This is a genomic window from Variovorax sp. OAS795, assembly GCF_040546685.1.
Lineage (GTDB): Bacteria > Pseudomonadota > Gammaproteobacteria > Burkholderiales > Burkholderiaceae_C > Variovorax.
Genome location: NZ_JBEPOH010000001.1, coordinates 4,699,487 through 4,718,129 on the forward strand (window position 1 = coordinate 4,699,487; position 18,643 = coordinate 4,718,129).

The window sequence follows — 18,643 nt, forward strand, 5'->3', positions numbered from 1 at the left end:
CGTCAGTCGTTGGTGATCTTGCGCTCGACCACGATTTTTTTCCATTTGGCGGCGTCGGCGGCCACCATCTTCGCGAACTGCTCGGGCGTGCCCGGGGCCGCAGGTTCGATGCCCAGGCGCGAAAGCTTTTCCTTCACTTCGGGGTCGGCCAGCGCTTCGTTCGCGGCCTTGTTGACACGCGCCACGATGTCCGCCGGCAGTCCCTTCGGCCCGTAGAAGCCGAACCAGGTGTTCGATTCGTAACCCGGCAGCGTGTCCGCGATCGGAGGCAATTCGGGTGCGAGCGGGCTGCGCTTCAGCGAGGTGACGCCGAGCGCGCGCAAGCGTCCGTCGCGCACGTGCGGCATGCCGGTGGGCAGCGAGTCGAACAGCACGTCGACCTTGCCGCTGATCAGGTCGGGAATGGCCAACGCCGTGCCCTTGTAGGGAATGTGCGTCACGAACACGCCGGCCTGCGCCTTGAAGAGCTCGGCGGTGAGCTGCACGATGGTGCCGTTGCCGCTGGAGGCATAGTTGAGCCTGCCCGGGTTCTTCTGGGCGTAGGCGATCCATTCGCGCACGGTCCTGGCGGGCGAGTCGACCGGCACCAGCATGATGCTGGGCGCATCGCCCACATGCGCGATGGGCGAGAAATCGCGCACCGTGTCGTAGGGCAGCTTGCTGGTGATGGCCGGGCCGATCGAATGCGTGCTGGTGGTGGCCAGCAGCAGCGTGTAGCCGTCGGGCGGCGCCTTGGCGGCCAGGTCGGATCCGATGGCACCGCCGGCGCCCGGCTTGTTGTCGATGACCAGCGTGGTGCCGAGCTTCTCGCTCATCTTCTGCCCCAGTGTGCGGGCAAAGAGGTCGGTCGCGCCCGCCGCCGGGAACGGCACGATGAGCCGCACAGGCTTGTTGGGGTAGCCCTGGGCCAGGCTGGCCGTCGATGCAGCCATGCAAAGCGCAACGGCAACGCCCTGAAGGAACCGGATTCGTTTCATGGTGCTTGGAGTCTGGCCGTGTGGAGAAACCTTGCATGCTATGCAGCCGTGGTGCATCAAGCCAGATAATCGGGCTTATTCAACTATGAGCGTTGTTTATGGCAAGGTCGCCCACGGAAGATATCTCGCTGCAGCAGTTGCGGGCGCTGGCAGCCGTCGCCGAATCGGGCAGCTTCACGCTCGCGGCGGAAGCCTTGCAACTCACGCAGCCGGCCATCAGCCACCTGGTCAAGCGCATGGAAGAAGAACTCGGCCAGCCGCTGGTGGTGCGGGGCCGCCGCATCCGCCTCACGAGTGCCGGCCAGGTGATGGTCGAGACCGCCGTGCGCGCGCTGCGGCTCATCGATGAGTCTGTCGACGCCTGCCGCTCGCAATCGCAGTTGCGCGAAGGCCGCGTGGTGCTCGCGGTGGGCCATCTCACAGCGGGTGCCCTGCTTCCGCCGATGCTCGCCCGCTTTTCGCGCGAGCACCCCACGCTCGCCACCACGCTGCTCGACAGCACGGCGGAGCAAATGATCTCGCGCATCCTCTCGCAGGAGGCGGACCTGGGCTTCGGCTCCGACATTGGCCAGAAGCATTCCGAACTGGCCACCGAGCCTCTCTTTTCCGAACGCATGGCGCTGTTCGTGCGCGACGACCATCCGCTGGCGCAGCGCGTGGTGGTCGATGCCAAGCACCTGGAATCGCTGCCCTTCATCCATGTGAACCCGGACGCCAACGTGTGGCGGGCCGTGAGCCGCCAGCTCTCGAGCGTGGCCAACATCTATCCCCGGGTCGTGCACCACGTGTCCATGCTGTCGACCGCGTTCGGGCTCATCCAGGCGGGCGCGGGCGTGGCGCTGCTGCCGCGCTATGTCGAGGTGCTGATGCCGGGCAACCTGCGCGCGGTGGGCGTGACGCGGCCGGTCCTCGAGTACCCGGTCGTCGCCATCCGGCTGGCCAAGCATCCCCTGAGCCCGGCGGCGATGGCTTTTCTCGCCATGGCCAGGCAGCACATGAGTCCGCCGAAACCGGCCAGGCCATGAAAAAGAAACGGCGCCCGAAGGCGCCGTTCTCAGCATCGGTCAGCGAGGCTCAGTCGACTTCGACGAAGGCTTCCTCGCGCTTCGACTTGACGGCCGGCAGCAGCACGATCACCAGCAGCAGCGCCGCGGCGGCCAAGAGGCTGGCGGAGATCGGACGCGTGACGAACACGCTCCAGTCGCCGCGCGACAGCAGCAGCGAACGGCGCAGGTTCTCTTCCATCATCGGCCCGAGGATGAAGCCCAGCAGCAGCGGCGCAGGCTCGCAACCCAGCTTGAAGAAGCTGTAGCCCACCAGGCCGAAGATGCCCACCATCCAGATGTCGAAGGTGTTGTTGTTGGTCGAGTACACGCCAATGGCGCAGAACAGCACGATGGCCGGGAACAGGAACTTGTAGGGCACCGAGAGCAGCTTGATCCACATGCCGATCAGCGGCAGGTTCAAGATGATCAGCATCGCATTGCCCAGCCACATCGAGGCGATCAGGCCCCAGAACAGCTCGGGGTTGCTGGTCATCACCTGCGGGCCCGGCTGGATGTTGTGGATGGTCATTGCGCCGACCATCAGCGCCATCACGGCGTTGGGCGGAATGCCCAGCGTCAGCAGCGGGATGAAGGAGGTCTGCGCACCGGCGTTGTTGGCCGATTCGGGAGCCGCCACGCCGCGGATGTTGCCCTTGCCGAAGGGCACTTCGCCCGGGTGCAGCTTGGTCTTCTTCTCGATGGTGTAGGCCGCGAAGGCCGCCAGCAGCGCGCCACCGCCGGGCAGGATGCCGAGCGCCGAACCCAGCGCCGTGCCGCGCAGCACCGCGGGGACCATGCGCTTGAAGTCTTCCTTGGTCGGGAACAGGCCCGAGACCTTGGCCGTGAACACTTCGCGCTCGTCGTCGGGACGCGAGAGGTTGGCAATGATTTCACCGTAGCCGAACACGCCCATGGCAATGGCAACGAAGCCGATGCCATCGGTGAGTTCCGGAATGTCGAAGCTGTAGCGCGCCACGCCGGAATTCACGTCGGTGCCGACCAGGCCCATCAGCAGGCCCAGCACGATCATGCCGATGGCCTTGAGCAGCGAGCCCGAGGCCAGCACCACGGCGCCGATCAGGCCCAGGATCATCAGCGAGAAATACTCGGCCGGGCCGAACTTGAAGGCCAGCTCGGTCAGCGGCGGCGCGAAGGCCGCCAGGATCAGCGTGCCCACGCAGCCCGCGAAGAACGAACCCAGGCCTGCCGCGGCGAGCGCCGGGCCCGCGCGGCCCTTGCGCGCCATCTGGTAGCCGTCGATCACGGTCACCACCGACGATGATTCGCCCGGCAGGTTGACCAGGATCGCAGTGGTCGACCCGCCGTACTGCGCGCCGTAGTAGATGCCGGCCAGCATGATCAGCGCCGACACCGGCGGCAGTGCATACGTGGCGGGCAGCAGCATCGCGATGGTCGCGACCGGCCCGATGCCCGGCAGCACGCCGATCAGCGTGCCCAGGATGCAGCCTGCCAGGCAGTACAGCAGGTTGGTGAAGGTAAAGGCAACGCCAAAACCCATCGAGAGGTGTTCAAACAGTTCCATTTGCGCGCTTTCTCAACCGGTGATGAAGGTCGGCCAGACCTGGATCTGCAGCTTGAGCGCCCAGATGAAGGCCACATAGCTGCCGATGGCCAGCACGGTGGCCAGGATCAGCACGCTCTGCAGCTTGAACTCGTGGCCCGCGAGGCTGGAGATGATCACGAGCGCGTAGATCGCGATGATCATTCCCATGGCCGGCACGCCGATGCTCGGCAGGCCGCCGAGCAGGATGCCGAATGCGAGGTTGGCGCCCAGGATGAACACCACCTGCTTCCAGGCCCACTTGCCGATCTTCTCGCCGTCGGCGGTTTCGACGGTCAGGCCGCTGAACATGATCCCCAGGCCGATGAGGGCCATCAGGATGCCCAGCATCAACGGGAAGTAGCCCGGCCCCATGCGGGCGCCGGTGCCTACGCTGTAGGTGGTGGCGCCCCATGCGAACGCCGTACCTACGACCGTAAACATCAGGCCCGAGAAAAAGTCTTTCTGACTCTTGATTTTCACGAACAGTCTCCTCGAACAGATTTCGATGCGAGATTGTCGAGTCAGCTGGTGGTCAGCCCGATGTGGATTCCACTAACCGAAAGGCTAGGGATAACCCCCAGCACGCATCCGGTGCGCGCTCACTCGAGCGGGGGTGTGGCGCTCAGCACTTCCTCGATGGTGGTGACGCCCTCGGCCACGCGCAAGGCGCCCGCCAGGCGCAGCGGCCGCATGCCGTCGATCACCGCTTGCCGGCGCAGCCCCGCGAGGTTGGGCTCCTTGTTGACCTGGGCCTTGAAGTCCTCGCTGATGCTCAGGAGCTCGTACAGGCCCATGCGTCCCATGTAGCCGGTCATGCGGCAGTCGACGCAGCCCACGGGCTTGTAGGCGCGCACCGAGCCGGTGATCTGCCATGGCTTGACGATGGCCTCGAGCTTTTCGCGCGTGACCGTGTCGTCGGGCTGCTTGCAGTTGGGGCACAGCGTGCGCACCAGCCGCTGGGCAAGCACGCCGAGCATCACGGCGTTGATGAGGTAGGAAGGCACGCCCAGTTCCATCAGGCGCGTGATGGCGCTCGGCGCGTCGTTGGTGTGCAGCGTGCTGAACACCAGGTGGCCGGTGAGCGCTGCCTGCACCGCCATTTCGGCCGTGGCAAGGTCGCGGATTTCGCCGACCATGATGATGTCCGGGTCCTGCCGCATCAGCGCGCGCAGGCCTTCCGTGAAGCCGAAGTCGAGCTGCGGCTGCACCTGCGTCTGGTTGAACGAAGGCTCGATCATCTCGATCGGGTCTTCGACCGTGCTCACGTTGACTTCTTCGGTGGCCACGCGCTTGAGCGTGGAATACAGCGTGGTGGTCTTGCCCGAGCCGGTGGGCCCGGTGACCAGGATGATGCCGTTGGGTCGCGTGACGAGCTGCTCCCAGCGGTGCGCATCGTGCTGCGCGAAGCCGAGCGCATCGAGGTCCTTCACGGCCGTGTCGGGGTCGAAGATCCGCATCACCATCTTCTCGCCGAACGCGGTCGGCAAGGTCGACAGGCGCATCTCGACCTCGTCGCCGCGCATGTTGCGGGTCTTGATGCGGCCATCGAGCGGACGGCGCTTCTCGACCACGTCCATCCGGCCCAGCAGCTTGATGCGCGAGACCATCGCGTTCATCACGCCCATGGGCATCTGGTAGGCGGGATGCAGGATGCCGTCGATGCGAAAGCGGATCACGCCCTGCTCGCGGCGCGGCTCCAGGTGGATGTCGCTTGCGCGCTGGTCGAAGGCGTATTGCCACAGCCAGTCGACCACCTGCACCACGCTCTGGTCGTTGGCGTCGAGCTGCTTGGTGCTCTTGCCCAGCTCCACCAGCTGCTCGAAGCTCGCGCCGCCGGTGTTGCCGCCGGCCTTCTGCGCGGCGCGCACCGACTTGGCAAGCGCGAAGAATTCGGCCGTGTAGCGCTGGATGTCGGCCGGGTTGGCCACCACGCGGCGCACAGTGCGGCGCGACTGGCGCTCCACTTCGGCGATCCAGTCGGTGAGGAAGGGCTCGGCCGTGGCCACCACCACCTCGGTGGGCAGCACCTGCACCGGCAGCACCTTGTGGCGCTCGGCATAGGCCGCGCTCATGGTGTCGGCCACCTTGCCCACGTCGACCTTGAGCGGATCGATGCGCAGGTAGGTCAGCCCCGCACGCACGGCGAGCCACTGCGTGAGCATTTCGAGATCGAGCGGCTTGCCATCGCTTTCGCGCGTCATCGCGACATTGGCGAGCCGCACCAGCGGCGCCTGCCGGCTCTGGGCCTGGGCGCAGCGCGCGATGGTGCGCTTGGCTTCCACCGGGGAAATCACGCCATCGGTGGCGAGCCATTCGATCAGGCGCCTGAGGTCGAGCGGGCCTTCATGGCGCGCGGCCAGCGGGGCGGGGGCGGAAACGGCGGGGACAGCGCTCATGGGCCGGAGGGTCGGGTGAGTGTGGGATTCAGCGGTTTGAAGACGCGCAGCCATTTCGGCGCGGGCAGGCCCCATCGAGTCTGGATCGTTTGGCCGCGCTCGGCAAGGGCTTCGCGCTTTGGCCGGCTCGCCGTGCGCTGCGCCAGCACCACCGTGTTGCCTTCGCGCGTCGGCTTGAAGGCCCAGACCGCATCGGCCCCGAACGCACTGGCGATCTTCTCCAGGCTGCGCTCGTAGCTCGACGAGCGGCCGAAGAGGTTGACGGTCATGCAGCCGTCTTCGGTCAGCAACGCGCGGCAACCGGCATAGAAGTCTTCGCTGTCGAGCACCGGCGCAGCGGCTTCGTGGTCATACAGATCGACCTGCAGGGCATCGACCGTTCCGCGCCATTCGGGCTTGCGGATCTCGAGCGCGGCGTCGGCAATCACCACCCGAAGCTTCGGGTCGTCGGCCGGCAGCTTGAACCAGCCGCGGCAGGCCGACACCACCTGCGGATTCAGCTCCACCGCCGTGGTGCGCATGCGCAGCGTCTTGCGGCAGAACTTGGTGAGCGTGGCGGCGCCGAGGCCGAGCTGCATCGCATGGCGGCTCGCCACGCTCTTGGGATCGGCGAACAGCAGCCAGGCCATCATGCGCTGCACGTATTCGAGTTCGATCTCGAACGGCGCATCGAGCTTCATGGAGCCCTGGACCCATTCGGTGCCCAGGTGCAGGTAGCGGATGTCGCCCCAGTCGGAAAAATTGACTTCGGGAAGGACGGGGGTTTTGCTCGAGGCCATCAAAGAAGGTGGTGGGCGACAAAGACCTCGCGCCAGGCCGCGAGCTTGCGCTCGAAGCTCCACGACGCGTTGGCGGGGCTGGTGGAAGGCAGCTGGTAGACCGGCACGCCCAGGGTGCGCGTGTGGCGCGCATGCTTGAAGCTCTCGCCGCCGTTGTGCGCGATGGCGGCGAGCCGTGGCAGGTGCAGTCCCGCGATGTCGTTGGCCACCGGCGCGCGGATGGCGGAATCGAGGCTGCCTTCGCGCTCGCAGGCGGCATACACATCCCACACGCCCAGGCCGCGGTCGAGCAGCCACTGCTTCTTTTGGGGGTAGCTGTCCGCGCCCATCGGGAGCGGGTGGTGGGGCCAGGCGGCTTGCAAGATTTTCCAGAACTGGTTTTGCGGATGCGCATAGTACTGCTGCAGCGCGAGCGAGCGCACGCCCGGGAAGCTGCCGAGGATCAGTACCACGGTCGCGGGCGAGACGACGGGCGCAAGGCCCGTGAGCACCTGGCTGGCTGCGTCGGATGCGGCGGGTGGTTTCATGATTGCGCTCTATCTTGGCACTGTCCGGCCGCCCATGAAAAAACCCGCCGAAGCGGGTCTTGTGCGGAAGGCGGGCGCCAATTACTTCTTGGCGGCTTCGTTTTCCGCCGTGCCAGGGATCTTTTCGCCGATGGCCTTGCCGGTGCTGCGCATGCCGTCGGCGGTCTTGTGGCCGGCGGTCTCGATCGCGTCGCCCGTCTTGACGGCCACGTTCTTGGTGGCGTGCGTGGCCTTCTTGGTGGTGCGCTTGGTCGCGTTCCAGGCCTTCTTGGTGCCGCGCTCGGTGGCGTTCACGGCCTTCTTGGTCGTCGTCTTGGTCGCATCGACCGCGTCCTTGCCGGCTTCCTTCACCTTCTCGGTGGTGGTGGGTTCGGCGGTGGCCGGGGTGGCGGTCTGTGCCACGGCGGACACGCCGATGGAAGCGAGGGCGAGAGCAAGCACGACGGGCAGGGTGCGAACGAAAGTTGTGGGCATCTGAGAACTCCTTTTTTGGATGGATTGTCGGAGTGGCGGACTTGCCACTGAACAAGCAACGGCACTTCGAGCAGCAAGGATGACAGCAAAAATCGAGGGCCCGGCTGCGCAAGCGCAAGACGGCGCCTCGGCCTACGCGTGGTGCGGCCGGCCTTCCGACAAAGCGAGAAGACTTTCGAGCCGAGGCATGGCGTGGAACGCGTTTTTCGTCGTGGCCGCGGCCAGTTCGTCGATGCCGATGCCGCGCAATTGCGCCACCACTTCGGCGATGCGCGGCAGCTCGCCGGGTTCGTTGCGGCCCTGCGGCTCACCGGCCGTGCGCTGCGCTTGCGTGCGGTAGATCCAGTGCGGCTGGATGTCTGGCGCATCGGTTTCCATCACCAGCGAATCGAGCGGCAGCGTGGCGGCCAGCCGCCGCAGCTGCAACGCGCGCTCGAAGGTCACGGCGCCGCCGAAGCCCAGCTTCAAGCCGATGTCGATGCAGGCGTTGGCCTGCTGCTCGCTGCCGTTGAATGCATGGGCAATGCCGCGCCATGGCCGGCCGCCCGCCGTTTGCCGCAAGTGCTTGAGCACCTTGTCGACCGACCGGCGGACATGGATCAGCACGGGCAGGTCGTGCTTGCGCGCGAGTTGCAACTGAGTGTGAAAGAAATGCGCCTGCTTGTCGCTGTCGAGGCCTGCGACGAAATAGTCGAGCCCGATCTCGCCGACCGCGACCAGCCGCGGGTCGCCGCGGTGCAAGGAAAGTTCGGCATCGAGCGCCTCCAGGTCGGACGCCTGCGCATCGCCGGTGCACAGCGGGTGGATGCCGAGCGCATAGGCGTCGCCCTGCACCCGCGCGAGCTCGCGCACGGTGCCAAAGTTGAAGACGGCCACTGCAGGAATGACACACAGTGCCACGCCCCGCTCGGCCGCCCGCGCGCGGATGACCGGCATCTCCGCACCGAATTCGGGCGCATCGAGGTGGCAGTGGGTATCGATGAATACAGCCATGGCGAGATGATGCCCGAAGGGATGCAAGGCAGAAGAAAGCGTGCTACTGTGACTCCCTGATCACCCGTCATCCCTTGCCGGAGGTGCCCCGATGCGCAGGCCCGCTTTGTACAGCCGTTCGCCCGGCACGCAGCCGCAAGCGGTCGACCCTCGTGCCGACCAGGCTGCCGTGCCCGCATCCGGGGGCGGGGGCGATGGCGCCCCTCCCGCGCCCCCCGTTGCTCCGCGGCCCGGCAAGCCGGGCTGGCAGCCCGGCCGGCGCACTTTTGCAATCTCCGTCGTGCTGAGCGCCGCACTCGCGGCCGGCGGCGCCGCGTGGTGGCCCCGGCATGGTGCCAAGGCCCTCACGCAGAAGGACATCGACGCGGCCGTGCTGCGCACGCTGCAGACCAATACCCTCCCCTCTCCCGCGGCCAAGGCGGCCGAGATCGTGCGTCCCTCCGTCGTGCGCGTGGTCGGCTACGGCCCCGAGAAAGCCACGCCCGAGGCCAAGACCCAGAAGCGCGGGCGCAATCTTGCCAACGGCAAGCCGCCCGAAGCCGATGCGCCGCCGGGCGAGGTCGAGCGCGGCGTGGGGACCGGCGTGGTCATCGTCGACAAGGGCGTGATCCTGACCAACCTTCATGTGGTGGCCGGCGCGGAGACCATCAAGGTCACGTTCTCCGATGGCCTCGAAGCCGTGGCCACCATCACCGGCGTGCAGCCCGAGAACGACCTCGCGGTGCTGCAGGCCCAGAAGATTCCCGACGACCTCATTCCGGCCGTGATGCGCTCGACCGCCGACCTGCAGCCCGGCGACCAGGTGGCCGCGGTCGGCTTTCCGTTCGGCATCGGGCCGTCGGTATCGGCCGGCGTGGTCTCGGGCCTCAAGCGCTCGTTCCGCTCGCCCGAGGGCAAGCAGGAACTGGGCAACCTGATCCAGTTCGACGCCGCGGCCAACCCGGGCAATTCCGGCGGCCCGCTCATCAACATGGACGGCGAGGTGCTCGGCATCGTCACCGCCATCCTCAACCCGACGCAGCAGCGCACCTTCATTGGCATCGGATTTGCAGTGCCGATCGAAAACGCGGCGTCGGCCGCAGGTTCGCCGCCCTTCTGACACCGCCCCGCCCTTCGATCGTTCATCCAGAGAGACCATCGCATGAGCACCGAGACCCCTTTTTCCACCTCTACCGCCACGGCCGAGCTGATGGAGCAGATCCTCTACGAGGTCAAGCGGGTGGTGGTGGGCCAGGACCGCTTCCTGGAGCGCGTGATGGTCGGCATGCTCGCGGGCGGCCACCTGCTGGTCGAGGGCGTGCCGGGATTGGCAAAAACGCTCACCGTCAAGACGCTGGCCGACACCGTGCGCGGCCAGTTCAAGCGCATCCAGTTCACGCCCGACCTGGTGCCGGCCGACCTGGTGGGCACGCGCATCTACAACCAGAAGACCGGCGAGTTCAGCACCTCGCTCGGGCCGGTGTTCGCCAACCTGCTGCTGGCCGACGAAATCAACCGCGCCCCGGCCAAGGTGCAGAGCGCACTGCTCGAGGTGATGCAGGAGCGCCAGGTCACCATTGCCGGCGAAACGCACCGGGTGCCGCGGCCGTTCCTGGTCATGGCCACGCAGAACCCCATCGAGACCGAAGGCACCTACCCCCTGCCCGAGGCGCAGGTCGACCGCTTCATGATGAAGGTGCTGGTCGACTACCCGAGCGACGAGGAAGAGTTCGTCATCGTCCAGCGCGTGATCGGCCCGCAGGTCCAGGCCAACCCGGTCGCCACCACCGAGCAGCTTGCCGCGCTGCAGGCCGAGGCCCGGCGCGTGTACGTCGATCCCTCGCTCATCCAGTACGCCGTGAAGCTGGTCTCGGCCACGCGCACGCCCGACCGGCACGGCCTGAAGGACATGCAGCGCTTCATCACCTTCGGTGCCAGCCCCCGCGCCAGCATCAGCCTCACCGAGGGCGCCCGCGCGCTGGCGCTGCTGCGCGGCCGAAGCTACGCGCTGCCCGAGGACATGACCGCGCTGGTGCCCGACGTGCTGCGCCATCGCGTGACGCTTTCCTACGAAGGCTTGTCCGAGGGGCTCACGCCCGACAGCCTGATCGAGAAGATCATGAAGGCCGTCCCCGCTCCTCCAAAACCGCTCGAACATGAAAAGCTGGTGGCATGAGATGACCCACCCCCGTCCCTCGCTCACTTCGTGTAGCTCGACTCCCCCCTCGAGGGGGCAACACCAGCGGCCCGGCAAAGCCGGTTCCGCGGTGTTCCCCGGTCCATATGAAAAGCTGGTGGCGTAAGGCCCCCGCGGCCGCCAACGACGAACGGCTCATCGCGGAGGCCGGCGGGGCGGAGCGTGCGCTGCGGCGGCTCGAATGGACGGTGATCCGGCGCCTGGACGGCCTGCTGCAGGGCGACTACCGCACGCTGATGCGCGGCACCGGGCTCGACCTGGCGGACCTGCGCGAATACCAGCACCACGACGACGTGCGCCACATCGACTGGAACGTGACGGCGCGGCTGCAGACGCCGCACGTGCGCGTCTTCACCGAAGACCGCGAGATGTCCGCGTGGTTCGTCCTCGACCTGAGCCGCTCGGTCGATTTCGGTTCGGGCCAGAAGGCCAAGCGCGAGATCTCGGCCGGCTTCGTCGGCGTGCTGGCTCGCCTGCTCACGCGCCACGGCAACCGCGTGGGCGCGCTGGTCTACGGCACCGATCTCGAAGCGGTGATCCCGCCGCGCAGCGGCCGCCGCCATGTGCTGCACCTGCTGCACGCCATGGAGCGCCGCGCCGACAGGATCGAGGCCGCGCCCAGCCAGAAAGGCATGACGCGGCTGGCCGACCTGCTCAAATCCGCCGGCACGCTGATGCCGCGCCGCTCCACGGTGTTCGTGGTGTCCGACTTTCTCAGCGAGCCCGGCTGGGAGCGCCCGCTCGGCCAGCTGGTGCAGCGCCATGAGGTCATTGCCGTGCGGCTGTTCGACCCGCTGGAACTCGAGCTGCCCGATCTCGGCCTGGTGCCGCTGCGCGATGCCGAGACCGGCGAGCAGCTCTGGGTCGACACCCATGACGCGGGCTTTCGCAAGCGCTTTGCCCGCTTGGCGGCCGAACGCGAAGCCACGTTGCGCGCATCGCTCGCGAAGGCGGGCGTCGACGCACTCGAGCTTTCGACCAGCGACGACCTGGTGGAAGCCATCGTTCGTTTTGCCGACATGCGCAAGCGCCGCACGCGCATCGGCTCCAGCGCAGTGAAGGCGGTGGCAGCATGACCTTTCTCTGGCCTCAATTCCTTTGGCTGCTGGCGGCACTGCCGCTCCTGGTGTTGCTCTACATCTGGCTGATCCGCCGCAAGAAGAAGCTGGCGGTGCGCTATGCCAGCCTCTCGATCGTGCGCGAGGCCATGGGCGCCGGCCAGAGCATCCGGCGGCACATTCCGCCCTTCCTGTTCCTGCTGGCCATGGCCGCCATGCTGGTGGCCGCCGCGCGGCCCATGGCCGTGGTGATGCTGCCGTCGAACCAGCAGACCATCATCCTCGCGATGGACGTGTCCGGCAGCATGCGCGCGGCCGACGTGCTGCCCAACCGCCTGGTCGCGGCCCAGGAGGCGGCCAAGACTTTCATCAAGGACCTGCCGCGCCACGTCAAAGTCGGCATCGTCGCCTTCGCGGGCAGCGCGCAGGTGGCGCAATTGCCCACCACCAACCACGACGACCTGGTGACCGCGATCGACAGCTTCCAGCTGCAGCGCGCCACGGCCACGGGCAATGCGATCGTGGTCTCGCTCGCCACCCTGTTCCCCGATGCGGGCATCGACGTGTCGCAGTTCAGCGCGCCGAGCCGCCAGCGCGGCACGCCCATCGACCAGACGGAGAAGCAGGCGAAGGAGTTCACCCCGGTGGCGCCGGGTTCCTACACCTCGGCCGCGATCATCATGCTGACCGACGGCCAGCGCACCACCGGCGTCGATCCGCTCGATGCCGCCAAGGCCGCGGCGGATCGCGGCGTGCGCATCTACACGGTGGGCGTAGGCACGGTGGACGGCGAGACCATCGGCTTCGAGGGCTGGTCGATGCGCGTGCGGCTCGACGAGGAAACGCTCAAGGCCGTGGCCAACAAGACCCAGGCCGAATACTTCTACGCCGGCACCGCGGCCGATCTGAAGAAGGTCTACGAGACGCTGAGCTCCCGGCTCACGGTCGAGAAAAAGGAAACCGAGATCTCCGCGCTCTTCGCGCTGGGCGCGGCCATTCTCACGCTGCTGTCGGCGGGGCTGTCGCTGCTCTGGTTCAACCGGATTCTCTAGCCGAGGCCTTGGCGCCGGCGGGAAGGCCGGCCAGCACCTCGCGCAGGATCTCTTCGGACAAGGCCGCGTCGTCCACGGCGCGCGCCAGCACCACTCCGCCATACATCGAGGCCAGCGTGCGGATCGCGTCGGCCCGGGCGTTCTTCTTCGATCGCCACGGAAAGTTGCTGGCAAAGCGGCCGATGGCCAGCTTCAGGTACACCGTCAACGGCGTTCCCACGCTCCGCTCGCTGCCCGGCTGGCCCGCGTGCGCGGCAAACGCAGCCAACAGGCAGCCATCGGCGCGCGAGTCGCGGTGCTCGGGGCTGAGATAGTTGCGCACATAGGCGCGCATGCCTTCGGGCGTCTCGCCGGCCGCATCGAGGTCGGCCAGCGCCGCATCCCCGGCGAAGGCGATGCATTCCGCCATCAGCGCCTCCTTCGAGTCGAAGTGGTTGTAGAACGGCCCGTGCGTGAGGCCCGTGGCTTTCATGATCTCGCTCACGCTCACGCCATCGAAGCCGCGCTCCTTGAAAAGGCGCGAAGCCTCGGCAAGGATCTTCTGGTGCTTTTCGGCGGTTTCTGCTGCGGGGTATCGCATGCGACCTCTTTCTGTTCCGGGGTACTTCGGGAGCGGCTTGACGTTAAGCATGATAACCATCATGCTTCGCCACTTCAAACATGATGGTCATCATGCTTGCAATCAGCCGGTCTTCCAACCCAACTTCTCTGAATGGATTTCAAATGAGCGAACAAGCAACCCTCGGCACCGCCGTCGTCACCGGCGCATCGGCCGGCCTCGGCAAGATCTATGCGGACCGCCTGGCCCGCCGCGGCCATGACCTGCTGCTGGTGGCGCGGCGCGCCGACCTGCTGGAAGAAGTCGCCGCCGCCCTGCGCGCCCGGTACGGCGTCAAAGTGCAGACGCTGGCGGCCGACCTGGCCGCCCCTGCCGACCTCGAACGCGTCACCCACGCGGTGGCCGCCGATCCGTCGATCGCTTTGCTGGTCAACAACGCCGGCGTCTCGACGCTCGCGCCGGTCGCGCAGACCACGGGCGCGCAGCTGCAGAACATGCTGGACGTGAACATCAACGCCCTCACGCACCTGAGCCACGCCGCATTGACCGCCTTCAAGGCGAAAGGCCAGGGCACGCTGGTGAACATCGGCTCGGTGCTGGGCGTGCACACGCTGCCGATCAGCAGCATCTACAGCGGCACCAAGGCCTTCGTGGCGGCATTCACCCGCGGGTTGCAGGAAGAAGTGGCGGGCACGGGCGTGAAGGTGCAGTTGGTGCTGCCGGCGGCCACCGCCACCGACCTCTGGGAGCTCTCCGGCGTGCCGGTCTCGGCGTTGGCCGAAGGCACGGTCATGCAGGCGGACGATTGCGTCGACGCCGCGCTGGCCGGCCTCGACCTGGGCGAGGCGATCACGATGCCGTCGGTGAACGACGCCGCCCTTCTCGCCCGCTTCACCGGTGCGAGCCTCGAGCTGTTCGGTGCTTCGCAGTCCGGCAAGCCGGCGGCGCGTTATCTGGCGGCGGCCTGATCGGCGGCTTGATCGGCCGCCTGGACCGGCGCGGCCATGGCCGCGGGGTCCGGTGACTTCACGGCGCCGATGCCGCCCAGGAACAGGTCGGCCACGATCGGTGCGATCGTCGCGTGGTCGAGCCGTCCGCCGGGCTTCATCCAGGTGAACATCCAGTTGATCATGCCGAACAGCAGCATGGTCAGCGGCTTGGCAAGGTCGTCGCTCGGCGCGCCCGGCCGCAGGGCGGACACCGCGCGCGCAAAGCCCGCGACCACCTGGCGCTCCTGGTCGAGCACGCGCTCGCGGTCGGCTTCCTCCAGAAAGCGCACGTCGTCGGTCAGCACGCGATGCGCATCCTGGGCGCCCGCGTATTCCTCGACGATGCGGTAGATGAAGCGGCGCAACCGCTCTTCATCGGTGTGGATCGAGGCCTCTTCCTCGGCCACCAGTGCGGCCAGCCGCGAGACGTGCGTCTCGGCAATGCTGATCAGCAGGCTGCTCTTGTCCCGGTAGTAGTGATAGAGCGTGGCCTTGGAGAGGTTGCAGGCCTCGGCCACCTGGTTCATCGACGTGGCCGGATAGCCGCGGCGCGCGAACAGCTGGGCGGCCTGGGCGAGGATCAGTTCGCGCTGGTCGTCGTAGGTGGCGGATCTTCCACGCGGCATCGGGTGTTCTTTCTTCCTGGATGGGCAGTTGCGGGCAACCCTCGATCTTGCATGAAGCGCGCCGGGCTAGCCGCGCCGCGTCGCGATCAGCGAGCGCACCTCGGTCGCGGGCAGGCGCGGCCGTCCGGGTTCCACCTGCGCGAGCGGCGCGACTTCATGCAGGCTCGCGAGGCTGCGCACGGTGAGCGCCTGGTAGGTCTGCGTGCCTTCGAGCTTCCAGGCAATTTCCTCGTCGCTGAGCATCTTCTTCAGCTTGGCCGGAATGCCCGCCACCAGCGAGCGCGCCGGCACCTTCATGCCGGCCGGCACGAAGGCGCAGGCCGCCACGATGGCCTGCTCGCCGATCTCGGCCTCGTCCATCACCACCGCGTTCATGCCGACCAGTGCGTCGCGCCGCACCACGCAGCTGTGCAGGATCGCGCCATGGCCGATGTGGCCATTGACCTCGACCACCGTGTCCTGGTCGGGAAAGCCATGGATGCAGCAGTGGTCCTGCACGTTGGAGCCCTCCTGCAGCACGATCCGGCCGAAATCGCCGCGCAAGCTCGCGCAGGGGCCCACGTAGCAGCCGGGGCCGACGATCACATCGCCGATCAAGACGGCGCTGGGGTGCACGTAGGCCGTGGGGTCGACGACGGGGATCACGCCGTCGATGGAGTAGCTGGGCATTCGGTCGGTCTCCTTTTGAGGCGGCCCAGGGTTTACCCCGAACCAACCCGCTTGTGCGGTCATCGCCGACGATCTTAAAATCTACCGTCCGGTCGGTCAATAGTGTTTGCATGTTGATCGACCCCCACCCCTTCGGATGAGAGACAGCCCATGCCAGAACCTTCAGTTCTCACCAGCAACGACGGTCCGGTTCGCACCTTGCGCCTCAACCGCCCCGCGGCGCTCAACAGCTTCACGACCGAGCTGCATGCCGAACTGATGGCGGCGCTCGACCTTGCCGCACAGGACGAAGGCGTGCGCTGCCTCGTGCTTACAGGTGCCGGCCGCGGCTTCTGCGCCGGACAGGACCTGGCCGACCCGTCGGTCGCGCCCGACCCGACGCCCGGTGCCGCGCCCAAGGACCTGGGCCACGTCATCTCCACCTACTACGCCCCACTGGTCGCCCGCCTGCGCTCGATGCCGGTGCCGGTGATTGCAGCCGTCAACGGCGTGGCCGCCGGAGCGGGCGCCAACATCGCGCTGTGCTGCGACCTCGTCGTGGCCGCGCGTTCGGCGAGCTTCATCCAGGCCTTCACCAAGATCGGGCTCCTGCCCGACACCGGCGGCACCTGGCTGCTGCCGCGCCTCGTGGGCTCGGCGCGCGCGCTGGGCATCGCGATGCTGGGCGACAAGCTGCCCGCCGAAGAAGCCGCGCGCATCGGCTTGATCTGGCAGTGCGTGGACGACGCGGCGCTGGCCGAAACGGTGGCCGCCCTGGCGCTGAAGCTGGCCGCCATGCCGACCCGTGCGTTGGTCGCCACGCGCGAGGCCATGGCCGCGGCGCAGGACATGGGCCTCGAAGCCGCACTCGGCGAAGAAGCCCGCATCCAACGCGACCTGGGCAACGCCAACGACTACCGCGAAGGCGTCGAGGCCTTCCGCGCCAAACGCGCGCCGGTGTTCAAGGACCGCTGATGACCGGCACGACCCGCACACCCCAGCAAACCGCCGAATACGTGCGCGACGGCATGTTCGCGAACGACAACGCGAGCAAGGGCCTCGGCATGCGCATCGTCGAGATCGCTCCGGGCCAGGCCACGCTCGAGATGCGCGTGCGCACCGACATGCTCAACGGCCACGCCATCTGCCACGGCGGCTTCATGGCCACGCTGGCCGATTCCACCTTTGCCTTCGCCTGCAACTCGTACGACGAACTCACGGTGGCCTCGGGCTTCTCGATCGACTTCATCGCGCCGGCACGCGAGGGCGACGTGCTCACCGCGCGCTGCTTCGAGGTTTCGAAGGCCGGCCGCACGGGCGTGTACGACACCGAAATCACCAACCAGCGCGGCGAACGCATCGCGATGTTCCGCGGCCGTTCGTATACCGCCAGGGGCCGCCCCGCCGTGGCCGCCTGAGGAGACCATCCATGACAGCCAGACACCCCGCACCGGGCGAGCTCGAGCCCATCGAAACCGCGAGCCGCGACGAGATCACCGCACTGCAGGTCCGGCGCCTTCGCGCCACGCTCCAGCGTGCCTACGACAACGTGCCGCACTACCGCAAGGCCTTCGATGCCAAGGGCGTGCACCCTGAAGACCTCAAGTCGCTCGCCGACCTGTCGAGGTTTCCGTTCACGGTGAAGAGCGACCTGCGCGACAACTATCCCTTCGGCATGTTCGCCGTGCCGCGCGCGCAGGTGGCGCGCATCCATGCGTCGTCGGGCACCACCGGCAAGCCGACGGTGGTGGGCTACACGCTGAAGGACATCGACACCTGGGCCGGCCTCGTCGCGCGCTCGATCCGGGCGGCAGGCGGGCGGCCCGGCGACATGGTCCACGTGGCGTACGGCTACGGACTCTTCACCGGCGGCCTGGGCGCGCACTATGGCGCCGAGCGCGCGGGCTGCACCGTGGTTCCGATGTCGGGCGGCCAGACCGAGAAGCAGGTCCAGCTGATCCAGGACTTCAAGCCCGACATCATCATGGTCACGCCCAGCTACATGCAGGTGATCATCGAGCAGTTCGAGCGCCAGGGCCTCGATGCGAAAGACAGCTCGCTCAAGATCGGCATCTTCGGCGCCGAACCGTGGACCGAGGCGATGCGCCGCGACATCGAAGGCAAGGCCGGCATCGACGCCGTCGACATCTACGGCCTGTCCGAAGTGATGGGCCCCGGGGTGGCCAGTGAATGCGTCGAGAGCAAGGACGGCCCGGTGATCTGGGAAGACCACTTCTACCCCGAGATCATCGACCCCGACACCGGCGAGCCGAAGGCCGACGGCGAAGAAGGCGAACTGGTCTTCACCTCGCTCAGCAAGGAGGCCATGCCCATCGTGCGCTACCGCACGCGCGACCTCACGCGCCTGTTGCCGCCCACCTCGCGCGCGTTCCGCCGCATGGGCAAGATCGTCGGGCGCAGCGACGACATGATGATCATCCGCGGCGTCAACGTCTTTCCCACGCAGGTGGAAGAAATCGTGCTCGCGCACGAGCGCCTCTCGGGCATCTACCAGGTGCACGTGCGCCGGGACGGTCCACTCGACGAGGTCGAGGTTCACTGCGAGCTCGACCACCGCAACGGCGCCAGCAACGAAGCCGAACGCCAGGCGATCGCCGCCTGGGTGCAGGAGCGCGTGAAGACGCTGGTCGGCATCTCGACCACCGTGCGCGTGTTCGACCCCGATTCCATCGAACGCACGCAGACCGGCAAGGCCCGCCGCGTGATCGACATGCGCCCGCGCTGAGCGCCGCGCGCGGTTCATCAACCTCTTTGCAGA

Annotated in this window: 20 protein-coding genes; 9 read left to right on the top strand and 11 right to left on the bottom strand. The window is 67.3% G+C overall.

What is annotated here, in order from left to right:
• Nucleotides 1–2: 2 nt before the first annotated feature.
• Nucleotides 3–977 (bottom strand): Bug family tripartite tricarboxylate transporter substrate binding protein, encoded by a 975-nt coding sequence (locus ABID97_RS22685; protein ID WP_354400917.1) that lies wholly within the window; start codon nt 975–977, stop codon nt 3–5.
• A gap of 98 nt (nt 978–1,075) precedes the next feature.
• On the opposite strand from ABID97_RS22685, the gene ABID97_RS22690 reads away from it, so the two are divergent.
• Nucleotides 1,076–2,002, top strand: coding sequence for a LysR family transcriptional regulator (locus ABID97_RS22690; protein ID WP_354400918.1), 927 nt, complete (start codon nt 1,076–1,078; stop codon nt 2,000–2,002).
• 49 nt (nt 2,003–2,051) lie between these two features.
• Here ABID97_RS22690 and ABID97_RS22695 read toward each other — a convergent pair whose 3' ends face one another.
• From ABID97_RS22695 to ABID97_RS22725, 7 genes are all read right to left on the bottom strand, one after another.
• Nucleotides 2,052–3,566, bottom strand: coding sequence for a tripartite tricarboxylate transporter permease (locus ABID97_RS22695; protein ID WP_354400920.1), 1,515 nt, complete (start codon nt 3,564–3,566; stop codon nt 2,052–2,054).
• 12 nt (nt 3,567–3,578) lie between these two features.
• Nucleotides 3,579–4,067 (bottom strand): tripartite tricarboxylate transporter TctB family protein, encoded by a 489-nt coding sequence (locus tag ABID97_RS22700; RefSeq protein ID WP_354400921.1) that lies wholly within the window; start codon nt 4,065–4,067, stop codon nt 3,579–3,581.
• A gap of 119 nt (nt 4,068–4,186) precedes the next feature.
• Nucleotides 4,187–5,983 (bottom strand): type IV pilus assembly ATPase TfpB, encoded by a 1,797-nt coding sequence (gene tfpB, locus ABID97_RS22705; RefSeq protein WP_354400923.1) that lies wholly within the window; start codon nt 5,981–5,983, stop codon nt 4,187–4,189.
• Entirely contained in the window at nt 5,980–6,762 is a 783-nt protein-coding gene (locus ABID97_RS22710; RefSeq protein WP_354400925.1) for a class I SAM-dependent methyltransferase, read from the bottom strand. Before ABID97_RS22710 ends, tfpB begins: the two co-directional genes overlap by 4 nt.
• Nucleotides 6,762–7,289, bottom strand: coding sequence for a DNA-deoxyinosine glycosylase (locus ABID97_RS22715; RefSeq protein WP_354400926.1), 528 nt, complete (start codon nt 7,287–7,289; stop codon nt 6,762–6,764). The genes ABID97_RS22710 and ABID97_RS22715 overlap by 1 nt, the downstream gene beginning before the upstream one ends.
• Before the next feature lie 81 nt (nt 7,290–7,370).
• The gene (locus tag ABID97_RS22720) at nt 7,371–7,763 is read right to left on the bottom strand and encodes a hypothetical protein (protein WP_354400928.1); all 393 of its coding nucleotides are present in this window, start codon (nt 7,761–7,763) and stop codon (nt 7,371–7,373) included.
• A 132-nt stretch (nt 7,764–7,895) separates the two neighbouring features.
• Nucleotides 7,896–8,756, bottom strand: coding sequence for a TatD family hydrolase (locus ABID97_RS22725; RefSeq protein WP_354400930.1), 861 nt, complete (start codon nt 8,754–8,756; stop codon nt 7,896–7,898).
• Nucleotides 8,757–8,847: 91 nt separating this feature from the next.
• Here ABID97_RS22725 and ABID97_RS22730 point away from each other — a divergent pair, with 91 nt between their 5' ends.
• From ABID97_RS22730 to ABID97_RS22745, 4 genes are all read left to right on the top strand, one after another.
• Nucleotides 8,848–9,855 carry a S1C family serine protease gene (locus ABID97_RS22730; RefSeq protein WP_354400932.1) on the top strand — a complete coding sequence of 336 codons (1,008 nt, stop codon included), beginning with the start codon at nt 8,848–8,850 and terminating at the stop codon, nt 9,853–9,855.
• A gap of 42 nt (nt 9,856–9,897) precedes the next feature.
• Nucleotides 9,898–10,911, top strand: a complete 1,014-nt coding sequence (locus ABID97_RS22735; RefSeq protein WP_354400933.1) for an AAA family ATPase — start codon at nt 9,898–9,900, stop codon at nt 10,909–10,911.
• Between the two features lie 107 nt (nt 10,912–11,018).
• Nucleotides 11,019–12,008 carry a DUF58 domain-containing protein gene (locus tag ABID97_RS22740; protein WP_354400934.1) on the top strand — a complete coding sequence of 330 codons (990 nt, stop codon included), beginning with the start codon at nt 11,019–11,021 and terminating at the stop codon, nt 12,006–12,008.
• On the top strand, nt 12,005–13,042 hold the full coding sequence (locus ABID97_RS22745; protein WP_354400936.1) for a VWA domain-containing protein: 1,038 nt from the start codon (nt 12,005–12,007) through the stop codon (nt 13,040–13,042). Before ABID97_RS22740 ends, ABID97_RS22745 begins: the two co-directional genes overlap by 4 nt.
• Here the strand turns inward: ABID97_RS22745 and ABID97_RS22750 are convergent.
• Complete coding sequence (locus tag ABID97_RS22750; RefSeq protein WP_354400937.1) at nt 13,026–13,622, bottom strand: TetR/AcrR family transcriptional regulator; 597 nt, start codon at nt 13,620–13,622, stop codon at nt 13,026–13,028. The two genes, ABID97_RS22745 and ABID97_RS22750, sit on opposite strands and share 17 nt — an antisense overlap.
• 143 nt (nt 13,623–13,765) lie before the next feature.
• On the opposite strand from ABID97_RS22750, the gene ABID97_RS22755 reads away from it, so the two are divergent.
• Entirely contained in the window at nt 13,766–14,569 is an 804-nt protein-coding gene (locus tag ABID97_RS22755) for an SDR family NAD(P)-dependent oxidoreductase (protein ID WP_354400939.1), read from the top strand.
• On the opposite strand, the gene ABID97_RS22760 is transcribed toward ABID97_RS22755, so the two are convergent.
• Together ABID97_RS22760 and ABID97_RS22765 are read right to left on the bottom strand one after the other, a co-directional pair.
• Entirely contained in the window at nt 14,551–15,216 is a 666-nt protein-coding gene (locus ABID97_RS22760; RefSeq protein ID WP_354400941.1) for a TetR/AcrR family transcriptional regulator, read from the bottom strand. The two genes, ABID97_RS22755 and ABID97_RS22760, sit on opposite strands and share 19 nt — an antisense overlap.
• Before the next feature lie 66 nt (nt 15,217–15,282).
• On the bottom strand, nt 15,283–15,885 hold the full coding sequence (locus ABID97_RS22765) for a phenylacetic acid degradation protein PaaY (RefSeq protein ID WP_354400942.1): 603 nt from the start codon (nt 15,883–15,885) through the stop codon (nt 15,283–15,285).
• A gap of 150 nt (nt 15,886–16,035) precedes the next feature.
• Between ABID97_RS22765 and ABID97_RS22770 the strand changes: the two genes are divergently transcribed.
• The 3 genes from ABID97_RS22770 to paaK are packed head-to-tail and all read left to right on the top strand — an operon-like array spanning nt 16,036 to nt 18,610.
• A complete protein-coding gene (locus tag ABID97_RS22770; RefSeq protein ID WP_354400943.1) occupies nt 16,036–16,839 on the top strand; it encodes an enoyl-CoA hydratase-related protein in 804 nt (267 codons plus the stop codon).
• A complete protein-coding gene (gene paaI / locus ABID97_RS22775; RefSeq protein ID WP_354400944.1) occupies nt 16,839–17,282 on the top strand; it encodes a hydroxyphenylacetyl-CoA thioesterase PaaI in 444 nt (147 codons plus the stop codon). Before ABID97_RS22770 ends, paaI begins: the two co-directional genes overlap by 1 nt.
• Nucleotides 17,283–17,293: 11 nt before the next feature.
• Nucleotides 17,294–18,610: a phenylacetate--CoA ligase PaaK gene (paaK, locus tag ABID97_RS22780; protein ID WP_354400946.1), complete on the top strand. Its 1,317-nt coding sequence runs from the start codon at nt 17,294–17,296 to the stop codon at nt 18,608–18,610.
• Nucleotides 18,611–18,643 lie beyond the last annotated feature (33 nt).